Source organism: Catellatospora tritici (assembly GCF_019083965.1).
In the GTDB taxonomy this organism is placed as follows: domain Bacteria; phylum Actinomycetota; class Actinomycetes; order Mycobacteriales; family Micromonosporaceae; genus Catellatospora; species Catellatospora tritici.
Window position 1 is genome coordinate 294,215 of record NZ_JAHRCY010000006.1, and the last position, 20,967, is coordinate 315,181.

Sequence of the window (20,967 nt, forward strand, 5' to 3'; positions counted from 1 at the left end):
GGCGGATCGATAGGCTCGTCGCGACTTCGATGGCGAAGGGCTGTGCCCCCCGCGTGTGCTCGGCCCGGCTCGAGCACACGGCAAGGAGCGCGACATGGCGCTGGCGCAGCACCCCCTCGACCACCGGTACCGCGGCGAGCATCCCGTCCGGACCGTGGCCTACCTGCTGCACGAGGACCGCTGGAAGCTGGCCCTGGGCGTCTTCGCGTTCATGGTCAAGCACAGCCCGACCTGGCTGCTGCCGCTGGTCACCGCCAACGTCATCGACGTGGTGGTGCAGCACGGCCCGGTCATGCGGCTGTGGCTCAACGCGCTGCTGCTGCTGGCCATGCTGAGCCTCAACTACCCGTTCCACATCCTGTTCGTACGCTGCCACAGCGGCGCGGTGCGCCGGATGGGCACCCGGCTGCGGTCGGCGCTGGTGCGCCGGATGCAGGAGCTGTCCATCGGCTACCACACCCGGGCCAGTGCCGCGGTGCTGCAGTCCAAGGTGATCCGCGACGTCGAGGCCATCGAGCAGATGGTGCAGCAGGCGGGCGACGTCGGCACCGGCGCGACGATGATGCTGCTGGGCGGCCTGATCGTGATCGCGGTGCGGGCGCCCGCGTTCCTGCCGGTCTTCGCGGTGCTGGTGCCGTGCGCGGCGCTGCTGGTGATGCGGCTGCGCGCCCGGATGCGTACCGACAACGAGTCCTTCCGGCACGAGGTGGAGAAGCTGTCGTCGCGGGTGGCCGAGATGACCGCGCTGATCCCGATCACCCGGGCGCACGGACTGGAGCGAGTCGCGGTGCGCCGCGTCGATGGCTCGCTCGACCGGGTGCTGCGCGCCGGGCTGCGGCTGGACCTGCTCAACGGCCGCTTCGGCGCCCTGGCCTGGACCTCGCTGCAGGTGCTGGGCGTGGGCTGCCTGGCCGGCTCGGCGCTGGCCGCGTACTACGGCTGGGTGCCGATCACGGCCGGTGACGTGGTCATGCTCAGCGCCTTCTTCACCTCGCTGACCGCGTCGGTGACCACGCTGCTGACCCTCGGCCCGATCATCATCAAGGGGCTGGAGTCGGTGCGCTCGGTCGGCGAGGTGCTACAGGCTCCCGACCTGGAGACCAACGCGGGCAAGGCGCGGGTCGAGCAGGTGCGTGGCGAGGTCGAGTTCCAGGACGTGACCTTCCGGTACGACGACGGCGACGACGCCGTGTCCGACTTCAACCTGCGGGTGGCCTCCGGCGAGCGGATCGCGCTGGTCGGCGCCTCCGGCGCGGGCAAGTCCACGGTGCTCAACCTGGTCATCGGCTTCCTGCGCCCCACGCACGGGCGCATCCTGCTCGACGGGCGCGACATGCAGGACCTGGACCTGCGCACGTACCGGAAGTTCGTGTCGGTGGTGCCGCAGGAGCCGATCCTGTTCGAGGGCAGCATCCACGAGAACGTCACCTACGGCATGGGCGACGTGCCGCTGGAGCGGGTGCGCCAGGCGCTGGCCGACGCGAACGCGCTGGAGTTCGTCGACCAGCTGTCCCACGGGCTCGACACCGTCGTCGGCGAGCGCGGCGCCCGGCTGTCGGGCGGGCAGCGGCAGCGGCTGGCGATCGCGCGGGCACTGATCCGCGATCCGCGCGTGCTGATCCTCGACGAGGCCACCTCGGCGCTGGACACCCGCTCGGAGGCGCTGATCCAGCAGGCGCTGGCCCGGCTGGTCGCCGGGCGGACCGTGTTCACGGTCGCGCACCGGCTGTCGACCATCCGCAACGCCGACCGGATCGTGGTCATGCACGCCGGGCGGATCCAGGAGGTCGGCTCACACGACGAGCTGCTGGACCGGCGCGGGGCGTACGCGCATCTGCAGGCGGGCCAGCTCGCCTAGCGCCCGTCCTGCTCGGCGAAGACGGCGGTGAGGGTGCGTCCCTTCGGGGGCGCCTTCACCACGTGAGTGGCCCGGCCCTTGTCCGACCAGGACTTCCACACGTACGTGTCGCCGTCGTCGTCCTGGGGGCTGCCCGCGGTCACCGTGGTGCTCGCCCCCTGGATCAGCTCCCGCGTGAACGGCGTCTTCCCGGTGTACGACCCGACCGTCAGCTCCAGCCCCGACGGCTCGGTCTGGAACGTCAGCTTGACCGTCTTCGGGTCCAGCCGGTTGACCACGGTCGCGCTCAGCCCGTCGGCGTCCGTGGCGGTGAGCGCCAGCTCCAGGTACGACGGGAATTCGTGCTCCGGCCCGGTGAACGAGCCCTTGGCGACAGCGGCGAAGTCGCTGACGACGTGGGTGTGGCAGCCGCCGCCGTCGGAGCAGTGCTGCAGCCGTAGCTGCCAGGCCAGCGCCGAGGCGGGCAGCTTGCCCTGCTCGGGGTCGGTGGCGTGGCCCTGGAAGGTGACCTTCTCGCCGACGTGCCACACGCGGCTGGTCTTCGGCCATTCGAGCACCGGAGCGGGTGCGGAGCCACCGGCCCGGATGGCGAGGGTGTGCTCGTCGTACGCCCCGAGCGCGTCGGTCACCCGCAGCTTCGCCGTGAACCGGCCCGCCTCGGGGTAGGTGTGCTGAACCGAGCGACCGGTGTCGTCCCAGGTGCCGTCGCTGGTGAAGTCCCACTGGTAGGTCAGTTCGGCCAGATCCAGAATGTCGGGGTCGGTGGAGGCGGCGGCGTCGAACTCGACCGTCAGCGGCACCGGTCCGGAGGTCGGCTTGGCGGTGAAGTACGCGGTCGGCGCCCCGTTGCCGCCCGTGTGCCCGATGCGGTGGATGGTGCCGCCGCGCGAGGTGTAGAAGACGTCGCCCTCGGGACCCAGCGCCAGGTCGGTCAGCGCGATGGTGTCGCGGGCCAGCACCGCCACCTGCTCGGGGTCGGGCACGCCGTCGTCGTCGGCGAGCATCGCCCACACGCAGTTGCGCGGGTAGTCGGAGAACAGGAACGCCCCGGCGTACTCGTCGGGGTAGCTGCCGCCCTCGCCCGGGTAGAACAGCGACGCCCCGACCGCGCTGCCCGCGGCGGTGCCGCAGCCGTCGCCCGAGGCGACCGCCTTGGTGTGCGCGTACGAGAAGTACGGCATGGCCGCGTCGCCCGCAGTGTACAGCGACTCGCACAGGGGCAGGTCGGCGTTGTCGTAGCTGCGCATCCGGTCCGGCCCCTCGTAGCAGGGCCAGCCGAAGTTCGCCAGGTCGTCCTTCGGCGACTTGAGCCGGTCGATCTCCTCGTAGCCGTTCCAGCCCACGTCGCCGAGCCACACCTCGTCGGTGCCGGGCCGGATGTTGAACCGGAACGGGTTGCGCAGCCCGTACGCGACGATGCGCCGCGCCGCCTCGTCGGTGGCACCGCTGCCGGGGTTGCCCTCGGCTGCCTTGCCGGTCGTCGGGTCCAGCCGCAGCAGCGTGCCGTTGTACGCCGCCGGGTCGGTGCCGCCGCGCAGGTCCTGGGCGCGCAGGGCGCCGCCCTCGCGAGCCGGGTCTCCGCACGGGTTGACCGGTGTGCCGAGCTGCCCGTAGTCGACCTTGGTGAAGTTGGCGCCCTCACCGGCGGAGACGTAGAGCATGCCGTCGCGGCCGAACTTCAGGTCGCCCACGGAGTGGCTGGGGAACTGCTGGCACCAGCCGGTGAGCAGCACCTCCTCCTTGCCGGTCATCACGTTGCCGGACGCCTTCAGCCGCGACAGCCGGGAGGTCGCCAGGCAGCTGCCGTCGGTGGGCTCGGCGCACACGTCGTGCCAGTAGGGCGCGGTCTTGCCGGGCGGGGCGTCGTAGGTGTACAGCACGTACACCCACGGGTCGGCGGGGAAGTCGGGGGACAGGGCCATGCCGAGCAGGCCGCGGTCCCACTGGTGGTGCACGTTGGCGGTCAGGTCGGCGAAGACGGTCGGGGTGGTGTCGGCGAGGTTGTCGTACACCTTGATGACGCCGCGCTTCTCGGCCACGAACAGGCGGCCGTCCTTGGCGAACTCGAGGTTCGTCGGCTGGGACAGGCCGCTGAGGGCGACCTGGTCGACGAACCCGCTCTGCGCCGCCAGCGCGGCCGGGGCCTGCGGCTGCGCGGACGCGGGTGGCGCCAGCGCCAGCCCGAACGTGAGCAGGCCGGTGACGACCGTGACGAGACGGCGGTGGACCCGCATGGGCGCGCTCCTCAGCTGTACCGAGGGGGCGGCGCCTACAGCCTAAGATCACCGACCGGGCGGCGGTCGCACCTGGCCCGCGTGTCCGCGATGCAGGTCAGAGGGTTTTGCGGCAGGACCGCTCGACGGCGGTGGGCTGGTAGCCCAGCCAGGCGTTGACGGCCAGCATGGGCGCGTTCACGCCGTCGTTGGAGGTGTACGCGGCCGTGTACCCGGCCGCCGCCGCCCGGTGCAGCGAGTCCGTTTTGGCGAGTTTGGCCAGGCCGCGTCCCCGGAACTCACGCAGCACCCCCGTATAGGCGCTGTGGTAGCGGCCGGAGGCGGGGTCGGCGTCGACGAGCACGACCGCCGCCGGGACGTCGGCGACGTACGCCACGGTGCCCAGTTCGGGGTGGTGATCCGGGTTGTGCCAGTGCATGGCCAGCCATTCGTCGTACGGCATCATGTCGATGACCGTGTCGCCGGGCTCGTCCAGCGTGGTGGCCGCGTCGATCTCGTACACCACGCGCGGGCCCGCCTCGGCGGCGGCGACCAGGCGCACCCCGGCGGGCACGGGCGGGGTCGGCGGCACCGTACGCGGGTCGACCATGCTGTAGCGCATGACCCGGCCGGGCTCGTACCCATGACGCTGTGCCCAGGTCAGCGACCTCGGCGTGTCCGGGCACCAGCCGCGCGCCCGCGTGCCGCCGACCGCGCGCAGGTGGGCCTCGGCGGCCGCCAGCAGCGCGGTGCCGACGCCACGCCCCCGCTGCTCGGGCAGCACGCTCACCGTGATCTGCGCGGCCCCGGGCTCGGAGGTGCCGTAGTCCAGCATGGCCCGCGCCATGCCCAGCCGGACCCCGTCGCGCTCGGCCAGCAGCACCAGGAAGCCGGCCCGTTCCGGCACGGTGCGGAACACGTTGCGCTGCGAGGCGACCGACTGCACGCGGTACGGGAACACCTCCCCGCGCAACCGCGCCAGGAATTCCATGTCGGCGTCGTCCAAAGTGCACGCGCGCACCAGCGTCTGCCCCGTCATGTGACCTGTCTAGCAGCCGGGGCAAGCGGTTTACGCCCCGGTGGTGCCGGCCGGATCGGGCGGCAGCAGCGGTAGCGCCGCCAGCGGCAGCAACACCCCGCCCGCGAGCACGGCCAGGCTGGCCGGCAGCGGTCCGTCGCCGAGGGTGCCGTGCCGGGTGGCGTGGTAGGCCAGGTGCAGGGTGTCGAAGGTGAGCACGCCGAGCAGCGCCAACCGGGCGGTGGCCCGCCGGTAGCGCAGCGCGGGCACCGCCAGCAGCACCGCCAGGGTCAGGAAGGTGGCCCCGAGGTCGGCGGTCAGGTGCTCGTTGAACGGCGGGTACGCCGCCGTCCAGTGCTGCCCGAAGCCGGGGAAGGTGCCGAAGAAGTGCGCGGGTGACGCGTACGCCCACAGCCCCCACCACGCCTGCACCGCCGCCCCCGCCGCGAGTCCCGCCCTGGCCCAGCCCACCGGTATCCGCATGCCCGCAGTCTGCCCGACCTCAGTCGAGCCGGTGCACCGCGTCCTCGATGGCCCGGTGGAACGTCGGGTACGCGTAGATCATGTGCCGCAGCATCTCCAGCGGCACCTGGGCGTGCACCGCCACCGTCAGCGCGCCGAGCACCTCGCCGCCGCTGGGACCGGCCGAGGTCGCCCCGACCAGCACGTCGCGGTCGACGTCGGCGACCAGCTTGATGAACCCGTCGTTGCCCGCCTTGTGGATGAAGCCGCGGCTCGACTGCGGCAGCGGACTGACCGAGGTCTTCACATGGATGCCCTGGTGGCGGGCCTGCGCCTCGGTCAGGCCGACCGCGCCGATCTCCGGGTCCAGGAAGGTGACCCGGGGCTGGGCGCGGTAGTCGGCGGGCGGTCCAGGCTGGCCCAGGATGTCGCGGATGGCGATCCCGGCCTGGTACATCGACATGTGGGTGAACGCACCGTGCCCGGTGACGTCGCCGACCGCCCAGAGCCCGTCCCCGGCGCGCATGTGCCCGTCGGCCGTGATCGCCCGCGCGGTCGGGTCCAGCCCGACCGTCTCCAGGCCGAGCTGCCCCAGCTGGGCGGTGCGCCCGGTGGCGACCAGCAGCTTCTCCGAGGTGATCGCGGTGCCGTCGGACAGGTGCACGGTCATGCCGTCGACCCGTTCGACCCGGGCGCCCTTGTGCACCTCGCCGCCGTCGCGCCGCAGCACCTTCTCGGCCAGCTCGGACGCCTCCGGCTCCTCCATCCCCAGCAGCCGCTCACCCGACTCGATCACGCAGACCCGCACCCCGAACCGGGCGAACATCTGCGCCAGCTCCAGCCCGATGGCACCACCGCCGATGACGGTCAGCGACGTGGGCAGCGTGTCGGCCTCGATCGCCTCCCGGTTGGTCCAGAACGAGGTGTCGGCCAGCCCCGGGATCGGCGGGATCACCGGCGCGGTGCCGGTCGCCACGACCACGCCCCGGCTCGCCCGGTACGTCTTCCCGTCGACCTCGACCTGCCGCGGGCCGGTCAGCCGCCCGGTGCCGCGCAGGAACGTGCCGCCGCGCTTGGTGAACCGGTCGACGGCCACCTGGTCGTTCCACGAGTCGGTGGCCTCGTCCCGGATGCGCAGCGCGACCGGAGCCCAGTCGGGGAACACCTCGGCGTGCCCGGCCATGCCGTCGATCCGCCGCCCCTCGGTGAGCAGCCCCGAGGCGCGGATCATCATCTTGCTCGGGATGCACCCCCAGTACGGGCACTCCCCGCCGACCAGCCGGTTCTCGATGCCCAGCACGCGCAGCCCGGCGTCGGCGAGCTTCCCGCCGACCTCCTCGCCGCCGACGCCCAGCCCGAGCACGATGATGTCGAAGTCCTCAGCCATGGTCCACGTATACCCGACTTCGGTCAGGCTGATGCGCGTACCACGAGTTCGGTGGGCAGGATGGTGCTCGGGGCGGCATCCTGCCCGGCGATCGCGCGCAGCAGCTGGCGGGCCAGCTCACGGCCGAGATCCAGGATCGGCTGGCGTACGGTGGTCAGCGGCGGGTCGCTGTAGCGCGAGATCTCGAAGTCGTCGAAGCCGACCACGGCGACGTCCTCGGGCACTCGGCGGCCCATCGCGCGCAGCGTGGCCAGGGCGCCGTGCGCCATCAGGTCCGAGGCGACGAACACCGCGTCCAGCAGCGGATCGTCCTCCAGCAGCTGGCGCATGGCCTGCTGCCCGGACTCGCGGGTGAAGTCGCCGACGGCCACGATCGAGCGCCGGTCCGACCCGGCCAGCTCGGCCCGGTACCCGGCGAGCCGGTCGATTCCGGCGATCATGTCCTGCGGCCCGGCGATGGTGGCGATGCGGGTGCGTCCGGCGTCGAGCAGGTGCCGCACCGCGGCGCGTACGCCGCCGACGTGGTCGACGTCCACATAGGGCACGTTCGAACGGCCCAGTGGGCGGCCGGTGACCACGACCGGGATGCCGAGGCGGGCCAGCTGTCCCGGCAGCGGATCGGCGCCGTGGGTGGAGGCGAACAGCACCCCGTCCACGTGGCGCGCGGTGGTGTAGCGCTCGACGCGCTCGTACCCGGCGACGGTATTGGTCATCATCAGCACGAGCTGCTTGTCGGCGGTGTCGAGCTCCTGGCTGACCCCGTGGATGATGCTCGGGAAGAACGGGTCGTCAGAGAAGACCCGGCCCGCGGCCTCCGGCAGCACCAGCGCGACCGAGTCGGTGCGCTGGGTGACCAGGCTGCGCGCGGCCGGGTTCGGGATGTAGCCCAGCTCGTCGACGGCGCGCTGGACGGCGGCGCGGATCGGCTCGGCGACCTTCGGGGAGCCGTTGACCACGCGCGACACCGTCGCCCGCGACACGCCGGCCACCCGGGCCACGGCTTCGAGGGTGGGGCGCTCGCGTGTGGGTTGCATGCCGCTTCCTTCGCCTGTCGGGTGCCCGCCGCCGTCGACCATACCGGGCGGCCCACGTCGACCGGCGGCGGCAGTGAGAGCGCTTTCAGTCCAAAAACGCCCGGCACAGCCGGATAACACGACGATAATCGGCAGTTAACATCGTACACAAGCGATGGAGGCAATCTCGCGAGAGCGCTCTCTGTACCGCTTTCGTCGGGCGACGGGGCGCGTGCGGCCGTGCAGTTTCGGGGAAACTGCAGGAAAGCGGGCCAAGATTCCAGCACCTTCCCCGAAACTGCAGCCGCGTGTAGCCGCGCGGCAGGGTGCGGCGGGGTGCGGCGGAGTGGGTCAGGGGCGGGGGATGGCGCCGGGGCCCGGGCGGGTGGCGATCTGGCGGGGCGAGGCGACGGGGTGGCCGTCGGCGCAGGTCAGGGAGGTATGGACGAGCGCGCCGCAGTCGCGGTGGGTCATCTCCACCGGTGGGCCCTCGGGGTCGGCGAGGTAGCGATCGCCCCACTCGCGTACGGCGACGAGTACCGGGTAAAGGTCGAACCCCTTCTCGGTGAGCCGGTATTCGTGGCGTTCGCGTTCGCCGGGTTCGCGGTAGGGCACCCGGTGCAGGATGGCCTCGTCGACGAGCCGGGCCAGCCGGTTGGCCAGCACCTGGCGGGGGATGTCGGTGTGGGCGCGCATGTCGTCGAAGCGGCGTACCCCGTTGAAGACCTCCCGGAGCACCACCAGGGTCCAGCGTTCGCCGAGCACGGCCAGGGCCCGGCCGACGGTGCAGTTCTCGGTCGACCAGTCGAGTGCGGAAGGTCTCACCCCACCAGGCTAAGTCTTGTTGACAGACTCAGCCACCCCGGGTGAGGCTGAGTCCATGACGCAGACCCAGACGGAGACTCAGTACCTGGCGCCGTCCGCCGAGAGCACCCGCAGCCGCACCTTCACCTGGGCGGATCCGGCCATCGGCCTGCCCGCGCTGGCCGGCCGCAGCGGCCTGGAGCTGCTGCGCGCGATGAGCCGCGGCGAGCTGCCGGCGCCGCCGGTGATGCACCTGCTCGGCATGGACGGGATCGAGGCCGAGGAGGGTCGGATCGTGGTGACCATGCGGGCGCAGGAGTTCCACTACAACCCGCTGGGCAGCCTGCACGGCGGCATCCTGGCCACGCTGCTGGACACGGCGGCCGCGTGCGCGGTGCACACGACCCTGCCCGCGGGCACCGGATACACCTCGTTGGATCTGAACACCAAGTTCCTGCGCCCGGCGACGGTCGACTCCGGGATGCTGCGCTGCGAGGGCACGGTGATCTCGCGGGGGCGGCGTACCGCGCTGGCCCAGGCGCAGCTCACCGACGAGCGGGGGCGCCTGATCGCGCACGCGACCTCGACCTGCCTGATCTTCGAGCTGCCGGGCGTGGTCTGACGGTGCGGGCTCCGGCGCCGCCCGGTGGGTGGAAACGGGACGGTGCGGGGTGGGGTGGGTGTGGCAGCATGCGGGCGTGACGGGGGTACTGGTGCTGGCGCCTCGGGTGACCGAGAGCGGACTGGCCTACGCGGATGCCGCGCGACGGCGGGGGATGAGAGTCGAGACGCTGCGCGAGTGGCGGGTGCCGGGGGAGCTGGCCGAGGCCGCCGGGGTACATCTCTACGCGGGGCCGCTGTTCGCCGACACCGTCGGTGCCGAACTCGGCCTGGGGCTGCTCGAACCCGACCAGGACTGGCTGGCCCGGCTGCCCCGCGCGGTGACCCGTCGCGACGTCGTCTTCACCACCCTGGCGCGGGCCCGTGGGCTGCGGCGTGCCGCGTTCGTGAAGCCGCCGGACGACAAGAGCTTCCCGGCGCGGGTGTATCCGAACGGTGCCGCCCTGCCCGGCCCGGACGTCGCCGACGGCGACAGCCCGGTGCTGGTCAGCGGCGTGGTGCTGTTCCTGGCCGAGTTCCGCCTGTTCGTGCTGGACGGCACCGTCGTGGCAGCCACCCGGTACGCGGTCGCGGGCGACCTGGACCCGGCGGGTGACGATCCGCGCTGCGCCGAGGCGATCGACTTCGCGGCGGCCCTGTTCGCACCGGAGATGCCCGCGCTGCCCAGCGCGGTGGTGGTCGATGTGGGCTTGATGGCAGACCCGGAGACGGGGCGTCCGGAGTGGGCGGTGATCGAGGCGAACGCGGCCTGGGCGAGCGGCCACTACGCCGCCGACCCCGACCGCGCGCTGGCGGCCGTGCTCCGCTCCGGTGGCCCGCGCGCCCTGGTCCGCCCCGCCGACGAGGCCTACCTGCGCGCCCTGCCCGAAGTGGTCCGCTGACCGCACCTTCTGACCACGGGGCGGGTCAGGGGTGGCGGGTAAGCCAGGCTTGGTAGCGCGGGCTCAGGTGGATCGCGTCGTCGTAGGACTCGGTGGCGTACTGGATGAGTTTGGGGGCGACCTCGGCCGCCGGGGCTTCGGGGTGCCAGCCGATCAGGTGCCGCCAGCGCAGCGGCGTGCCCGCCAGCGGCACCGCGCGCACCCCGACGACCTCGCGGAACGTGGGCTGGCACAGGGCCACCACGTCGCCGCCGCGCACCAGGTCGGTGACGCCGCCGACGTCGTTCTCGTGGATCGGGCTCGGCGTGAATCCGGCCCGGGTGCAGGCGGCGGCGAAGCAGTCGGCCAGGCAGCCGTCGCCGGGGGTGGCCGCCCAGCGGGCTCCGGCCAGCGTGGCCAGCTCGACCTCGGCCGCCTCGGCGTACGGATGCTCGTCCGGCAGTAGCACGAACACCGGCGCGACGGCGACGGTGTGCCAGGCCAGGCGGCTGTCGGGTGGTTGTGCCTCGCCGCAGGTGCCGATCAGCGCGAAGTCCAGGCGCCCGTCGCCGAGCATGCCCGCCAGCTCCGCCGCGGACCAGGACGGGTGGGTGTGGAGCTGCGCGTGCGGCTGGGCCGCGGCCAGGCGCCGAACCATGCCACCGATCAGCGGTCCGTTGACGGCGCCGATGCGGTAGCTGCCGAGCCCGTCGGCGGGCAGGGCACCCGTGGCTCCGGCGAACTGGGCCGCCTCGTCCTGCAGCCCCTGCATCGCGGGCAGCAGCACCCGGGCGCGGGCCAACACGAGCTCGCCCAGCGGGGTCGGGTGGGCGCCGCGCCGGTCACGGACGAACAACTGGCCGCCGAGCGTCCGCTCGATGCGCTGCAGCTGCGTGGTCAGCGCGGGCGCGGCGAGGCCCAGCGACGCGGCGGCCTTGGTGACGCTGCCCGCGTCGGCTATCGCGCAGACGACCCGCAGGTGCCGCAGCTCCAACCTCACCCGGTGATGCTAAGTCGACGGACGTTGTCGCAAAAGCGTCCACGAACGGCCGGAACGCATGATGGATCGTGATCGAAGCGCGCGGGTAGGGTGACGGCTGCGACCGGGCGACGAGGCGGAGGTGGCCATGGGGCGTAAAGCCGCACTCTTCGGCCTGCTGGGCGCCGAGCTGGTGTCGTCGGTGGGTTCGCGGATGTCCTTTCTGGCCATTCCCTGGTTGGTGCTGGTCACCACGAACGATCCGGCCCGGGTCGGCGTCGTCGGTTTCGCCGAGGCGGTGCCGTACATCCTGGCCGGGATCTTCGGCACGCCGCTGGCGGATCGGTACGGCGTGCGCCGGGTGTCGATTCTGGTGGATCTGGGCAGCGCGCTGACCGTCGGTGGCATCGCGGCGTTCGGCGGTGGCGACTTCTGGGTGCTGGTGGCCCTGATCGCGACCACCGGGGCGCTGCGCGGCGTCGGCGACAAGTCCAAGCGGGTGCTGCTGCCGCCGGTGGTGGAGGCGTCGGGCACGCCGATGGCACGGGTGACCGCGGTCTTCGCCGCGTTGAGCCGGGTGGCGACGCTGATCGGGGCGGCCGTGGCGGGTGTGCTCATCGCCTGGTTGGGACCGATCGGGGCGATCTGGGCCGACGCGGCGACCTTCGCCGCCTGCGCGGTGATCGTCGCGGTGCTGGTCCCGCTGAGCGCCGAACAGGACAAGCCCGCCGCGCCGAAGGAGTCGTACCTGGCCGGCCTGCGTGGCGGGTGGGAGTTCGTCCGCGGCGAGCGGCTGGTGCGCAGCCTGGTCGGGATGATGTTCGTGACCAACCTGTTCAACCAGGCCAGTGCGGTGGTGTTCGTGCCGATGTGGGTGCGCGAGCACCTGGCCTCGCCGGTGGCGCTGGGCTGGATCGGCGGGGCGTTCGCGCTGGGCGCGATCGTGGGCGGGGCGGCCTTCGCGGCGCTGGTGACCAGGCTGCCGCGGTACGCGACGCTGGTGCTCGGCTATTTCATCGGCGGCTCGCCGCGGTTTCTGGTGCTGGCGCTCAGCGACGACCTGCGCGTGGCCCTGGTGGTGACGTTCGTGGCCGGGGTGGCCATGAGCTCGATCAACCCGACGTACGGCCTGCTGATGTTCGAGCGGGTGCCGCGCGGGATGCAGGCGCGGGTGTTCGGGCTGACCGGCGCGATCACCTTCGGCGGCATCCCGCTCGGGGGTGCGGTGGGGGCCTGGGCGGTGGAGACGTTCGGGCTGCGCGGTGGCCTGCTGCTGGGCACGGCGGTGTACTTCACCGCGACGCTGACCCCGATCTTCGGCTGGCGGCTGTGGCGCCAACTGAACGACCTGCCCGCGACTCGCCCCGGCACCGAGCTGCCACCGGTCCCGCTGTGGCAGGAGTACATGGTGGAGGTCGGCCGCCGGATCGGGCTGGCCGACACCGGACCGGCGGTGCCGGTGTCGGTGACGCTGGCCTACGCCGGAGGCGGCTGGACGGTGACGGCGCGGCGGGGCAGGCGCAAGCTCGCGCCGCCCTATCCGATCACGCCGGCGGAGGCGCTGAAGCACGTGTCGGCGCTGGAGGTGCCCGCGGTGAGCGAGGCGGTCGAGGAGGTCCACCGGGCCGAGCGCGACGCTGTGGCGCGACGCGCGGCCACGGTACGGGCCAACCTCGCCGCGCTCGAGCACACCGCCGCGGATCTGGCCGACGCGACGCGGCAGCCGACCGCCCCGGCTCAGCTGCCGCCGGGCCAGTCGGGGCGGCGGCCCAGGTAGGCCACGAGCCGGTCGCCGACCGGCGCGTCGGCGGCGGGCTCGACCATGAGTCCGAACGCCTTACTGGGCCGGTCGGTGGGCCACCGCCGGGCAACGGTCATCGCGGAGTTCGCCAGCTCGGTGTCGATGGTCCCGGCGGCGCCGATGGCGCGGGCCACGTCCCAGCCGTGCACCAGGAAGTCGACGAAGTGCATGCCCAGCACGGTTGCGGCGGTGAAGGTGCCGTACCCGAGAACCTCGATTTTGCGGTCGAGCAGGGTGCGGGCCCCGAACGCCTTGGTGACCAGGGACGCCGACTCGGTGAAGGCGCGGCGCGGGTCGGTGGGCGGAGTCAGGTCGTCCCAGACCTCGGCGCCGACCGGCCGGCCCGCGGCGGCCGCGGCGAAGCCGCGGTTGTGGCCGATCATATGGCCGAGCAGCTGTCCCAGGGTCCAGTCGCCGCACGGGGTGGGCCGGGTGAGGTCGGCGCGCCTCACCCGGGCGATGGCGGCACCGGCGGCGTCCAGAGCGCGCCGATCCAGGTCACGAAGGTCCATGTATCGCACCTTATTCCCGTGACGCGTTCCCGCACACCCCTGGCAGCCATTTCTTTCGTGTATGTCCGAGCACATAGGACGGTCCAATAAGCTGACTGATCAGATGTTGACTGATGGAAACACCTCTACGTAACTTGATGCGCCATGCTCTCGGGCCAATCACGACGGGCGCGCCGGTGCGACGGTGCGCCCAAGGAGGTAGAGAAGTGAGACACCCCTCCCCGCGGCGAGCGCTGGCCGCCGCCGCCACGCTGGCCGCCACCCTGTTCCTGCTGGTCGGCCCCGGTGGCGAAGCGACCGCCAAGCCGAAGGGCGAATGGGTCGGAACGTGGTCCGCGGCGCCGACCGCGGCCGGTGGCGGCCAGTCCGGCGCCGGCTTCGCCAACCAGACCATCCGCATGATCGTGCACACCTCGGTCGGTGGCGACGCGATCCGCATCCGCCTGTCGAACAACTTCGGCACCGCGCCGCTGACCGTCGGCCACGCCACACTGGCCCGCCCCGACGCGGGCACCGCCACGCTGACCGACATCCTGCCGACCTCGCTCCAGGAGCTGACCTTCAACGGCGACGCCGCGGTGACCATCCCCAAGGGTGGCCAGGTGCTCAGCGACCCGCTGACGCTGCCGGTGGCGGAGCTGTCCGACCTGGTGGTCAGCATCTACCTGCCGACCGCGACGGGTCCGGCCACGTTCCACCTGACCGCGCGCCAGGCCACCTGGTTCGGCAGCGGCGACACCGCCGCCGAGGCGACCGGGGCGACCCTGACGCTGACCCGCAACTCGTGGTTCTACCTCAGTGGTGTGGACGTGCTCAGCCACAAGGCGCAGGGTTCGGTGGTGGTCATCGGCGACTCGATCACCGACGGCACCAACTCGACGCTCAACGGCAACGCGCGCTGGACCGACCGCCTGGCGGCCCGTACGCTCGCGCAGCACTCCTCGCACAGCGAGTGGGGCGTGCTCAACGCGGGTCTGGCCGGTAACACGGTGATCCACGACGGCAGCGAGATCGGCTTCCCGGAGCTGGGCCTCAACGGCCTGGCCCGACTGCAGCGCGACGTGCTGAGCCAGACCGGCGTGCAGACCGCGGTGGTCATGCTGGGCATCAACGACCTGCAGATCCACAACGAGACGCCGGACCGCATCCTGGACGGGCTGCGCCAGCTCACGACCCAGATCGACGAAGCGGGCATCGACGTGGTGGTCTGCACGATCACCCCGTTCGAGGGCTTCTCGTCGTGGACGGCGGAGAAGGAGGCGAACCGGCAGACCGTCAACGCGTGGCTTCGCGCGCACGAGGGCGACTTCGCCGGTCTGATCGACTTCGATGCGCTGCTGCGCGACCCGGCGGCCCCGACGAAGCTGCGGGCGGACTGGGACAGCGGTGACCACATCCACCCCAACGACACCGGTTACCAGGCAATGGCCGACTTCGTACCGCTGTGGATGCTTTCCTGAGCAAGGATTAATATCGAAACATGCAAGCTCTTGACACCTGTGGTGGCGGCACGTGAGGCTATGCCTACGGTCCCACCTGATGGAAGGAGTTCGTCATGGAGGTTGCGCAGCGCGAGGTCGCCCGTGAGGTCGCCCGCGAGGTTGCTCGCGAGGTTGCTGCTCTCTGAGCTGGGAGTGCGGCCCTAGGGCCCGTTTGGTGAGCCCCGTCGTGGATCTCCACGACGGGGCTCACCGCTATCCGCGTATCGATCGAACAACAGGAGTGTGTCGATGTCGCCCGACGATCGCCCGGTGCTGCTCGTGTTGGGCAGCGGCAAGCGGGAGTTCCGCGAATACCTGCTGCGCTCCCTGGCGCGGCACTACCGCGTCCACCTGTTCGCCAGCGGCGGCGCCTCCTGGGAGCACGAGTACGTCACCGGGGTGACCGGGTTCGCGTCCATGTTCGACCTGCCGCCGATGGTCGAGGCGGCCCGTGCGCTCGCCGCGCGCGAACCGGTCGCGGGCGTCATGACCTGGGATGAGGCCCGCACCCCGCAGACCGCCGAGCTGGCCCGCGAACTCGGTCTCGTCGGCGACCCGGTCGCCATCGGCCGCTGCCGGGACAAGCACCAGACCCGGCTGGCGCTGGACGCCGCGGGGGTGGCGCAGCCGAGGTCGCAGCGGGTGGACAGCCTGGAGCAGGCGGCGGAGGTCGCGCGGCGGTTCGGGTACCCCGTGATCCTCAAGCCCAGCGATCTGGCCCTCGGCGCCGGTGTGATCAAGGTGGAGACGGCCGACGAGCTGCCCGCGGCGTGGGAGTTCACCAGCGGGCAGCGCTACCTCGGGCGACCCGAGTGGCGGCCGGTGGTGCTGCTGGAGGAGTACGCCGACGGTGAGGAGATCAGCGTCGATGCGGTGTCGTACCGGGGCGAGCTGACGCCGCTGTGCGTGGGGCGCAAGGAGACCGGGCATCCGCCGTACTGCATCGAGGTGGGGCATTTCGTGCACGGGGACGACCCGCTCATGCACGATCCGGAGATCCTGGACCTGCTGCGTGGGGCGCACACGGCGCTGGGCTTCACCGACGGGGTGACCCATACCGAGGTCAAGCTGTCGTCGCGCGGGGCGCGGATCATCGAGGTCAACGGGCGGTTGGGCGGCGGGATGATCCCGTACCTGGGGCTGCGCGCCACCGGGGTCGACGTCGGGTTGGCCGCGGCGGCGGCCGCGACGGGCCGGGCGCCCGACGTGGTGCCCGACCGCAAGCTGGTCGCGGCGGTGCGTTTCTTCTACCCCGAGCACAACGACACCCGCATCGAGTCGATCCGGTTCGACACCGCCGGGCTGCCCGCCGCGATCGACCTGACCGCGCTGCTGGCCGAGCCCGGCGACGTGCGTTCGGCGCCGCCGGCGGGCACGGTCAACGGCCGGATCGCCTACGCCACCGCGGTCGCGCAGACGGCGCGTGAGTGCCGCGACGCTCTCGACGCCGCGGCGGCCGCGCTCAGGGTCAACCGCTGACGGTGTGTTGAGAAGGGCCCCTTCCACCACGTGAAGCGAACAGCATTCCCGCTCGTCTCGCTGACGCGAGCCGACGAAGGTGCCCTTCCTTACCGGGTCACCACTCGTAGCCGAGGCGTTCGACCAGGTCGCCGTAGCGGTCGCGGAACGCGGCCAGGTGGCCTTCGTCGAGGTGGTTGCGCCAGTCGCCGGACACCCCGCGGCGGTAGTGGCTGTGCACGTCCTCCTGGCCCCGTTCCCGGCCCTTGGCCAGTTTGGCGAAGGAGAAGCGCTCGTTGGTGTTGGCCACGTACGCCCCGGGCAGCCGCTGGATCGGGATGCGGGGCAGGACCATGCGGGGGTATCGCATCAACTTCGGCGTACGGCGCCGGGCGGCGAGATTCCACTTCACGGCCGTCATCCGCGCCTTCTCCTCGCCGGAGCCGTCCGGCGTGAGCAGCTCGAGGTGGCTGAGGATGGTGGTCCACACCTTCACCGGGTCGCTGGTGAGATCCTCCATCTTCGTCTCCAGGACCCCGGGGCGGTCGTAGGTCCAGCCCGCCATGGGCTCCAGGAACATCCGGCTGAACTCGATCTCGGCGTGCATGCCGCCGTTCTGGTCCAGCTTGCGCAGGTTGCGCCGGTGCTCGACCAGTTCGGGCCAGGGGATGCCGCCGACCACCTCCGGATGGCTGTTGAGGTGGCTGAAGTAGCCGGACACGACGATGTCGCGCGGGTCGCGGATCATGTGGAACGCCCGCATCTCGGGCAGACTGTCGATCCACTCCGGCATGGAGTTGGTCAGGATCAGGATGCCGGGCTTGGTGGCGCGCACGTAGTCGCCGAGGCTGGGGTACGGCGCCCACTGCTCCGGCACGTGGATCGTGACGATGTCGAGGTCCAGCGCGAACGCCACCTCGTGCAGGATGGTCCGCGCCCACGTGGACGCGGACTTGTGGCGGGCGAAGTACGCTCGCAGCAAGGCAGGCTCCGCTCAGTTCTGAAGAGATGAATCGTCCGACGCGGGTCCCTGAACCCGCGTTAACAATAAATACATCTATTCAGGTTGGCGGAAAACTGTCAAGAATTGACGATCTTCTGGTTCAGGGCCGGGGCAGGCCTGCCTCGGCCAGCATCTTCTTGCGCTCCTTCGCGGTCAAACGATCCACATAGACCGTTCCGTCGAGATGGTCGCATTCGTGCTGCAGGCATCGCGCGATCAAACCGACCCCCTCGATGCGGACCGGCTCACCGTGCATGTCGACGCCGGTCACCACCGCCCTGGCGGGGCGCGGCAGCTCCGCCCGCTGGCCGGGCACGGACAGGCACCCCTCGGCCCGGACCAGCAGGTCGCGCGGCGGTTGCGGCAGCTCCAGCACCGGATTGACCACGTGCGCGACCACGTTCGGCCCGCCCTCGGTGTCGGGGCAGTCCATGACGAAGACGCGGGCGTCGACGCCGATCTGGTTGGCGGCCAGGCCCACGCCGTTGGCGGCGTACATGCTGGCGAACATGTCGGCGACCAGCGAGTGCAGCTCGGGGCCGAACTCGGTCACCGGCGTGGTGGGCCGGTGCAGGACGGGAATGCCGTACAGGGTGATGTCGCGGGCGGTGCCGGTCACTGGATCGGCCCGGTCTCGGTCGTGCCTCCCGCGCACGGGGCACCCGGCTCGGGCGCGGCGTTGATGCGCGCCGCGGTGATGAAGGCGTCGAGGCGCGGGTCGTCGGCGGAGTCGACCTTGAGCTGGTAGCCCCACGCCTGGACGGACACCGCCGCGTCGAGGTCCTGGTAGGGGCTCAGCAGCAGGTAGTCGCGTCCGGCGACCTTGTCGGTCAGCGTCTTGACCTGGGCCGCGTCGAGGTCGGGCCGGTAGGTGATCCACACCGCGCCGTGCTCCAGGCTGTGCACGGCCCGCGCGTTCGGGACCGGCACCGGGTAGACGGCGCCCTGGCAGTTCTGCCACACCTGGGCGTGGTCGCCGCCGACCGGCGGCGACTGCGGATAGACGGCCTCGTCCTCGGCCACGTGGTTTCGCCCCAGCGAGTCCGGGGTGTAGACCCTGACGCCGCTGATCTTGGTGAGCTGCTGCTGCCACGGTAGCGTCGGGTCGATGCTCTGGTCGGCGCCCGGTTCGGTGGCGGCGGCGTCCTGGACCTTGTCCCTCAGCACGAAGAAGCCGACGGTCCCGGCCACCCCGCACAGGCACAGCAGCAGCACCAGTGCGCCGACCACGTAGGCCCACACCGGCACCGACGACTTGCGCGGCGCGTTCTCCACCATGATCGGCCCACCCTGAACTCGGCTCACATCGACGCGGCCGATCCTATCCAGGGCGCGCCCGACGGCAACCTCGGCCTGTTCCGCCCGCTACCGGCGATCTTCCGACGGGGACGGCCGACCTGGGTCTTTCACCGGTATGGGGAGCGGATCCCGCCCTGTGAACGACGATCATGACGCGGAGGACGCCGATCAACCGAGCCTGCGGCGTTTGTCCGCGACGAACTTGCGCAGCCGGGTCAGCGGCCAGGTGTTGATCACGTCGGCCGGGGTGAGCCAGCCGCGCTGGGCGATGCCGATGCCGAACCGCAGGTTGGCCAGGTGCACCGTGGAGTGGGCGTCGGAGTCGATCGCGAACTTCACGCCCCGGCCACGGGCCCGCCAGATCAGCTCGTCGTCCAGGTCGAGCCGGTCCGGGAAAGAGTTGACCTCCATCGCGGTGCCGGTGGCGGCCGCGGCGTCGAAGACGGCATCCCAGTCGGGCTCGATCGCGGGGCGGCGCCCGATCTGGCGCGTGGTCGGGTGGCCGATGATGTTGACGTACGGGTTCTCGCACGCCGCCACGAAGCGCGCCGTCAGCTCCGCCGGGGACTGGGTGAAGTGCGAGTGCACCGAGGCGACGCAGATGTCGAACCCGGCCAGGAAGTCCGCGTCCCAGTCCACCGCCCCGGTCGGGTCGATGTTGAGTTCGGTGCCGTGCAGCAGCGCCAGCTTCCCCTGCTCGCCGAGTTCGCGCAGCTTGCGGCGCTGGGCGAGCATCTTGGCGTCGGTCATCCGCTGCATGGGCATGTTCTTGGCGTGGTCGGTCACCGCGTAGTAGCGGTAGCCGCGCTCGCGCGCCGCGGCCAGCATCTCGGCCAGCGTCGACACCCCGTCGGTGAGGTCGGTGTGGGTGTGCAGGTCGCCCTTGATGTCGGCCTCGGTGACGAGCTCCGGCAGGGCGCCGTCGCGGGCGGCGGCCACCTCGCCGCGGTCCTCGCGCAGCGTCGGCGGGATCCAGGGCAGACCCAGGCGCTGGTAGACCTCCTCCTCGGTACGCGACACGATCAGCTCGTCGTCCTCGGCGCGGAACAGGCCGTACTCGGAGAGCTTGAGGCCCTTGCGGACGGCCAGCTCGCGTACCCGGATGTTGTGCGCCTTCGACCCGGTGAAGTACTGCAGCGCCGCGCCCCACGAGTCGGCCGGGACCACCCGCAGGTCCACCTGCAGGCCGCTGGTGGTGCGGATCGAGGTCTTCGTCGGCCCACTCGCGATCACCTCGCCGACCAGCGGCAACTTGCCGAAGGCCGCCATCAGTGGAGCGCTGTCGGCCGCCGCAGCCAGGATGTCGACATCGCCGATGCTGTCCCGGTGCCGCCGCAGCGACCCCGCGTACGTGCAGTCCACGCAGCCGGGGACCTGCTTCAGGGCCGAGACCACCGCCTCGGCGGTCTCCAGCGCGGTCGAGATCAGCACCCGGCCCGCACCCCGGCGCAGCACATCGATGCCGTGGCGGATGTTCTCGGCGGTCTTGGCGCCGAAACCGCGCAGGCCGGACAGGCGCCCGGCGTCGATGGCGTGCAGCAGCTCGTCGACGGAGGCCACGCCCAGCTCGCGGTGCAGCGCCATGGCCTTGGCAGGGCCGAGACCGGGGATGTCCATCAGCTCGCGTACGCCGGTCGGGACCTTCGCGCGCAGCTCCTCCAGCGCGGCGATGCGGCCGTCGGCGCGGTATTCGATGATTTTGTCGGCGATGGACTTGCCGACGCCGGGGATCTGGGCCAGGCCCTTGGCGTCGAGGGTGGACAGGTCGGTGCCGTGCCCGGCCACGCCGCGCGCGGCCTTCTCGTACGTACGTGCCCGGAAGGCGTCCCCGCCGGTGATCGAGATCAGGTCCGCGTACTCCTGCAGCAGCGACGCGACCACCTCGTTGGACCGGGCCATGCCGCCCAGTCTACGGTCTGTACATGATCCGCAAACGGGTTGTGATCTCGGGCGAGGTCCAGGGCGTCTACTACCGCGACACCTGCCGCCGCACCGCCCAGGCGTCCGGGCTCGCGGGCTGGGTGCGCAACCGTCCCGACCGTACCGTCGAGGCGGTGTTCGAGGGCGAGCCCGCCGCCGTCGCCGACCTGGTCGGCTGGGCCCGCGTCGGCCCCGAACTCGCCATCGTCGACCGCGTCGACGTCTATGACGAACCCGTCGAGGGGTTGACCGGCTTCGAGATCCGCCCCACCGGCTGA

Annotated in this window: 19 protein-coding genes; 7 read left to right on the top strand and 12 right to left on the bottom strand. The window is 71.8% G+C overall.

Going from position 1 to position 20,967, the window contains the following annotated elements; all coding sequences use genetic code 11:
- Positions 1-94: 94 nt before the first annotated feature.
- Positions 95-1,858: an ABC transporter ATP-binding protein gene (locus KUA19_RS16060; RefSeq protein ID WP_217396798.1), complete on the top strand. Its 1,764-nt coding sequence runs from the start codon at positions 95-97 to the stop codon at positions 1,856-1,858.
- Here the strand turns inward: KUA19_RS16060 and KUA19_RS16065 are convergent.
- The 6 genes from KUA19_RS16065 to KUA19_RS16090 form a co-directional block, all read right to left on the bottom strand.
- Positions 1,855-4,092, bottom strand: a complete 2,238-nt coding sequence (locus KUA19_RS16065) for a PQQ-dependent sugar dehydrogenase (protein ID WP_217396799.1) — start codon at positions 4,090-4,092, stop codon at positions 1,855-1,857. The two genes, KUA19_RS16060 and KUA19_RS16065, sit on opposite strands and share 4 nt — an antisense overlap.
- A gap of 97 nt (positions 4,093-4,189) precedes the next feature.
- On the bottom strand, positions 4,190-5,110 hold the full coding sequence (locus KUA19_RS16070) for a GNAT family N-acetyltransferase (RefSeq protein ID WP_217396800.1): 921 nt from the start codon (positions 5,108-5,110) through the stop codon (positions 4,190-4,192).
- Positions 5,111-5,140: 30 nt separating this feature from the next.
- Entirely contained in the window at positions 5,141-5,572 is a 432-nt protein-coding gene (locus tag KUA19_RS16075; RefSeq protein WP_217396801.1) for a hypothetical protein, read from the bottom strand.
- A gap of 19 nt (positions 5,573-5,591) precedes the next feature.
- Entirely contained in the window at positions 5,592-6,938 is a 1,347-nt protein-coding gene (locus KUA19_RS16080; protein ID WP_217396802.1) for a dihydrolipoyl dehydrogenase family protein, read from the bottom strand.
- Between the two features lie 23 nt (positions 6,939-6,961).
- Complete coding sequence (locus tag KUA19_RS16085) at positions 6,962-7,972, bottom strand: LacI family DNA-binding transcriptional regulator (RefSeq protein WP_217396803.1); 1,011 nt, start codon at positions 7,970-7,972, stop codon at positions 6,962-6,964.
- 330 nt (positions 7,973-8,302) lie between these two features.
- Complete coding sequence (locus KUA19_RS16090) at positions 8,303-8,776, bottom strand: winged helix-turn-helix transcriptional regulator (protein WP_217396804.1); 474 nt, start codon at positions 8,774-8,776, stop codon at positions 8,303-8,305.
- A gap of 55 nt (positions 8,777-8,831) precedes the next feature.
- On the opposite strand from KUA19_RS16090, the gene KUA19_RS16095 reads away from it, so the two are divergent.
- Together KUA19_RS16095 and KUA19_RS16100 are read left to right on the top strand one after the other, a co-directional pair.
- On the top strand, positions 8,832-9,377 hold the full coding sequence (locus tag KUA19_RS16095) for a PaaI family thioesterase (protein ID WP_217396805.1): 546 nt from the start codon (positions 8,832-8,834) through the stop codon (positions 9,375-9,377).
- Positions 9,378-9,453: 76 nt separating this feature from the next.
- Positions 9,454-10,257: an ATP-grasp domain-containing protein gene (locus tag KUA19_RS16100; protein ID WP_217396806.1), complete on the top strand. Its 804-nt coding sequence runs from the start codon at positions 9,454-9,456 to the stop codon at positions 10,255-10,257.
- A gap of 25 nt (positions 10,258-10,282) precedes the next feature.
- On the opposite strand, the gene KUA19_RS16105 is transcribed toward KUA19_RS16100, so the two are convergent.
- Positions 10,283-11,236 carry a LysR family transcriptional regulator gene (locus KUA19_RS16105; protein WP_217396807.1) on the bottom strand — a complete coding sequence of 318 codons (954 nt, stop codon included), beginning with the start codon at positions 11,234-11,236 and terminating at the stop codon, positions 10,283-10,285.
- A gap of 127 nt (positions 11,237-11,363) precedes the next feature.
- Here KUA19_RS16105 and KUA19_RS16110 point away from each other — a divergent pair, with 127 nt between their 5' ends.
- The gene (locus KUA19_RS16110) at positions 11,364-12,992 is read left to right on the top strand and encodes an MFS transporter (RefSeq protein WP_217396808.1); all 1,629 of its coding nucleotides are present in this window, start codon (positions 11,364-11,366) and stop codon (positions 12,990-12,992) included.
- On the opposite strand, the gene KUA19_RS16115 is transcribed toward KUA19_RS16110, so the two are convergent.
- Positions 12,953-13,528 (bottom strand): TIGR03086 family metal-binding protein, encoded by a 576-nt coding sequence (locus tag KUA19_RS16115; RefSeq protein WP_217396809.1) that lies wholly within the window; start codon positions 13,526-13,528, stop codon positions 12,953-12,955. The two genes, KUA19_RS16110 and KUA19_RS16115, sit on opposite strands and share 40 nt — an antisense overlap.
- Before the next feature lie 206 nt (positions 13,529-13,734).
- Here KUA19_RS16115 and KUA19_RS16120 point away from each other — a divergent pair, with 206 nt between their 5' ends.
- Positions 13,735-14,988 (top strand): SGNH/GDSL hydrolase family protein, encoded by a 1,254-nt coding sequence (locus tag KUA19_RS16120; protein ID WP_308167465.1) that lies wholly within the window; start codon positions 13,735-13,737, stop codon positions 14,986-14,988.
- Between the two features lie 270 nt (positions 14,989-15,258).
- Entirely contained in the window at positions 15,259-16,488 is a 1,230-nt protein-coding gene (locus tag KUA19_RS16125; protein WP_254549448.1) for an ATP-grasp domain-containing protein, read from the top strand.
- Between the two features lie 97 nt (positions 16,489-16,585).
- Here KUA19_RS16125 and KUA19_RS16130 read toward each other — a convergent pair whose 3' ends face one another.
- From KUA19_RS16130 to polX, 4 genes are all read right to left on the bottom strand, one after another.
- A complete protein-coding gene (locus tag KUA19_RS16130; protein ID WP_217396812.1) occupies positions 16,586-17,449 on the bottom strand; it encodes a sulfotransferase family protein in 864 nt (287 codons plus the stop codon).
- 121 nt (positions 17,450-17,570) lie between these two features.
- A complete protein-coding gene (gene def, locus KUA19_RS16135) occupies positions 17,571-18,089 on the bottom strand; it encodes a peptide deformylase (RefSeq protein WP_217396813.1) in 519 nt (172 codons plus the stop codon).
- Positions 18,086-18,748, bottom strand: coding sequence for a thioredoxin-like domain-containing protein (locus KUA19_RS16140; protein ID WP_217396814.1), 663 nt, complete (start codon positions 18,746-18,748; stop codon positions 18,086-18,088). The genes def and KUA19_RS16140 overlap by 4 nt, the downstream gene beginning before the upstream one ends.
- Positions 18,749-18,937: 189 nt before the next feature.
- Positions 18,938-20,668 carry a DNA polymerase/3'-5' exonuclease PolX gene (polX, locus tag KUA19_RS16145; protein ID WP_217396815.1) on the bottom strand — a complete coding sequence of 577 codons (1,731 nt, stop codon included), beginning with the start codon at positions 20,666-20,668 and terminating at the stop codon, positions 18,938-18,940.
- Between the two features lie 23 nt (positions 20,669-20,691).
- On the opposite strand from polX, the gene KUA19_RS16150 reads away from it, so the two are divergent.
- Complete coding sequence (locus KUA19_RS16150; RefSeq protein WP_217396816.1) at positions 20,692-20,967, top strand: acylphosphatase; 276 nt, start codon at positions 20,692-20,694, stop codon at positions 20,965-20,967.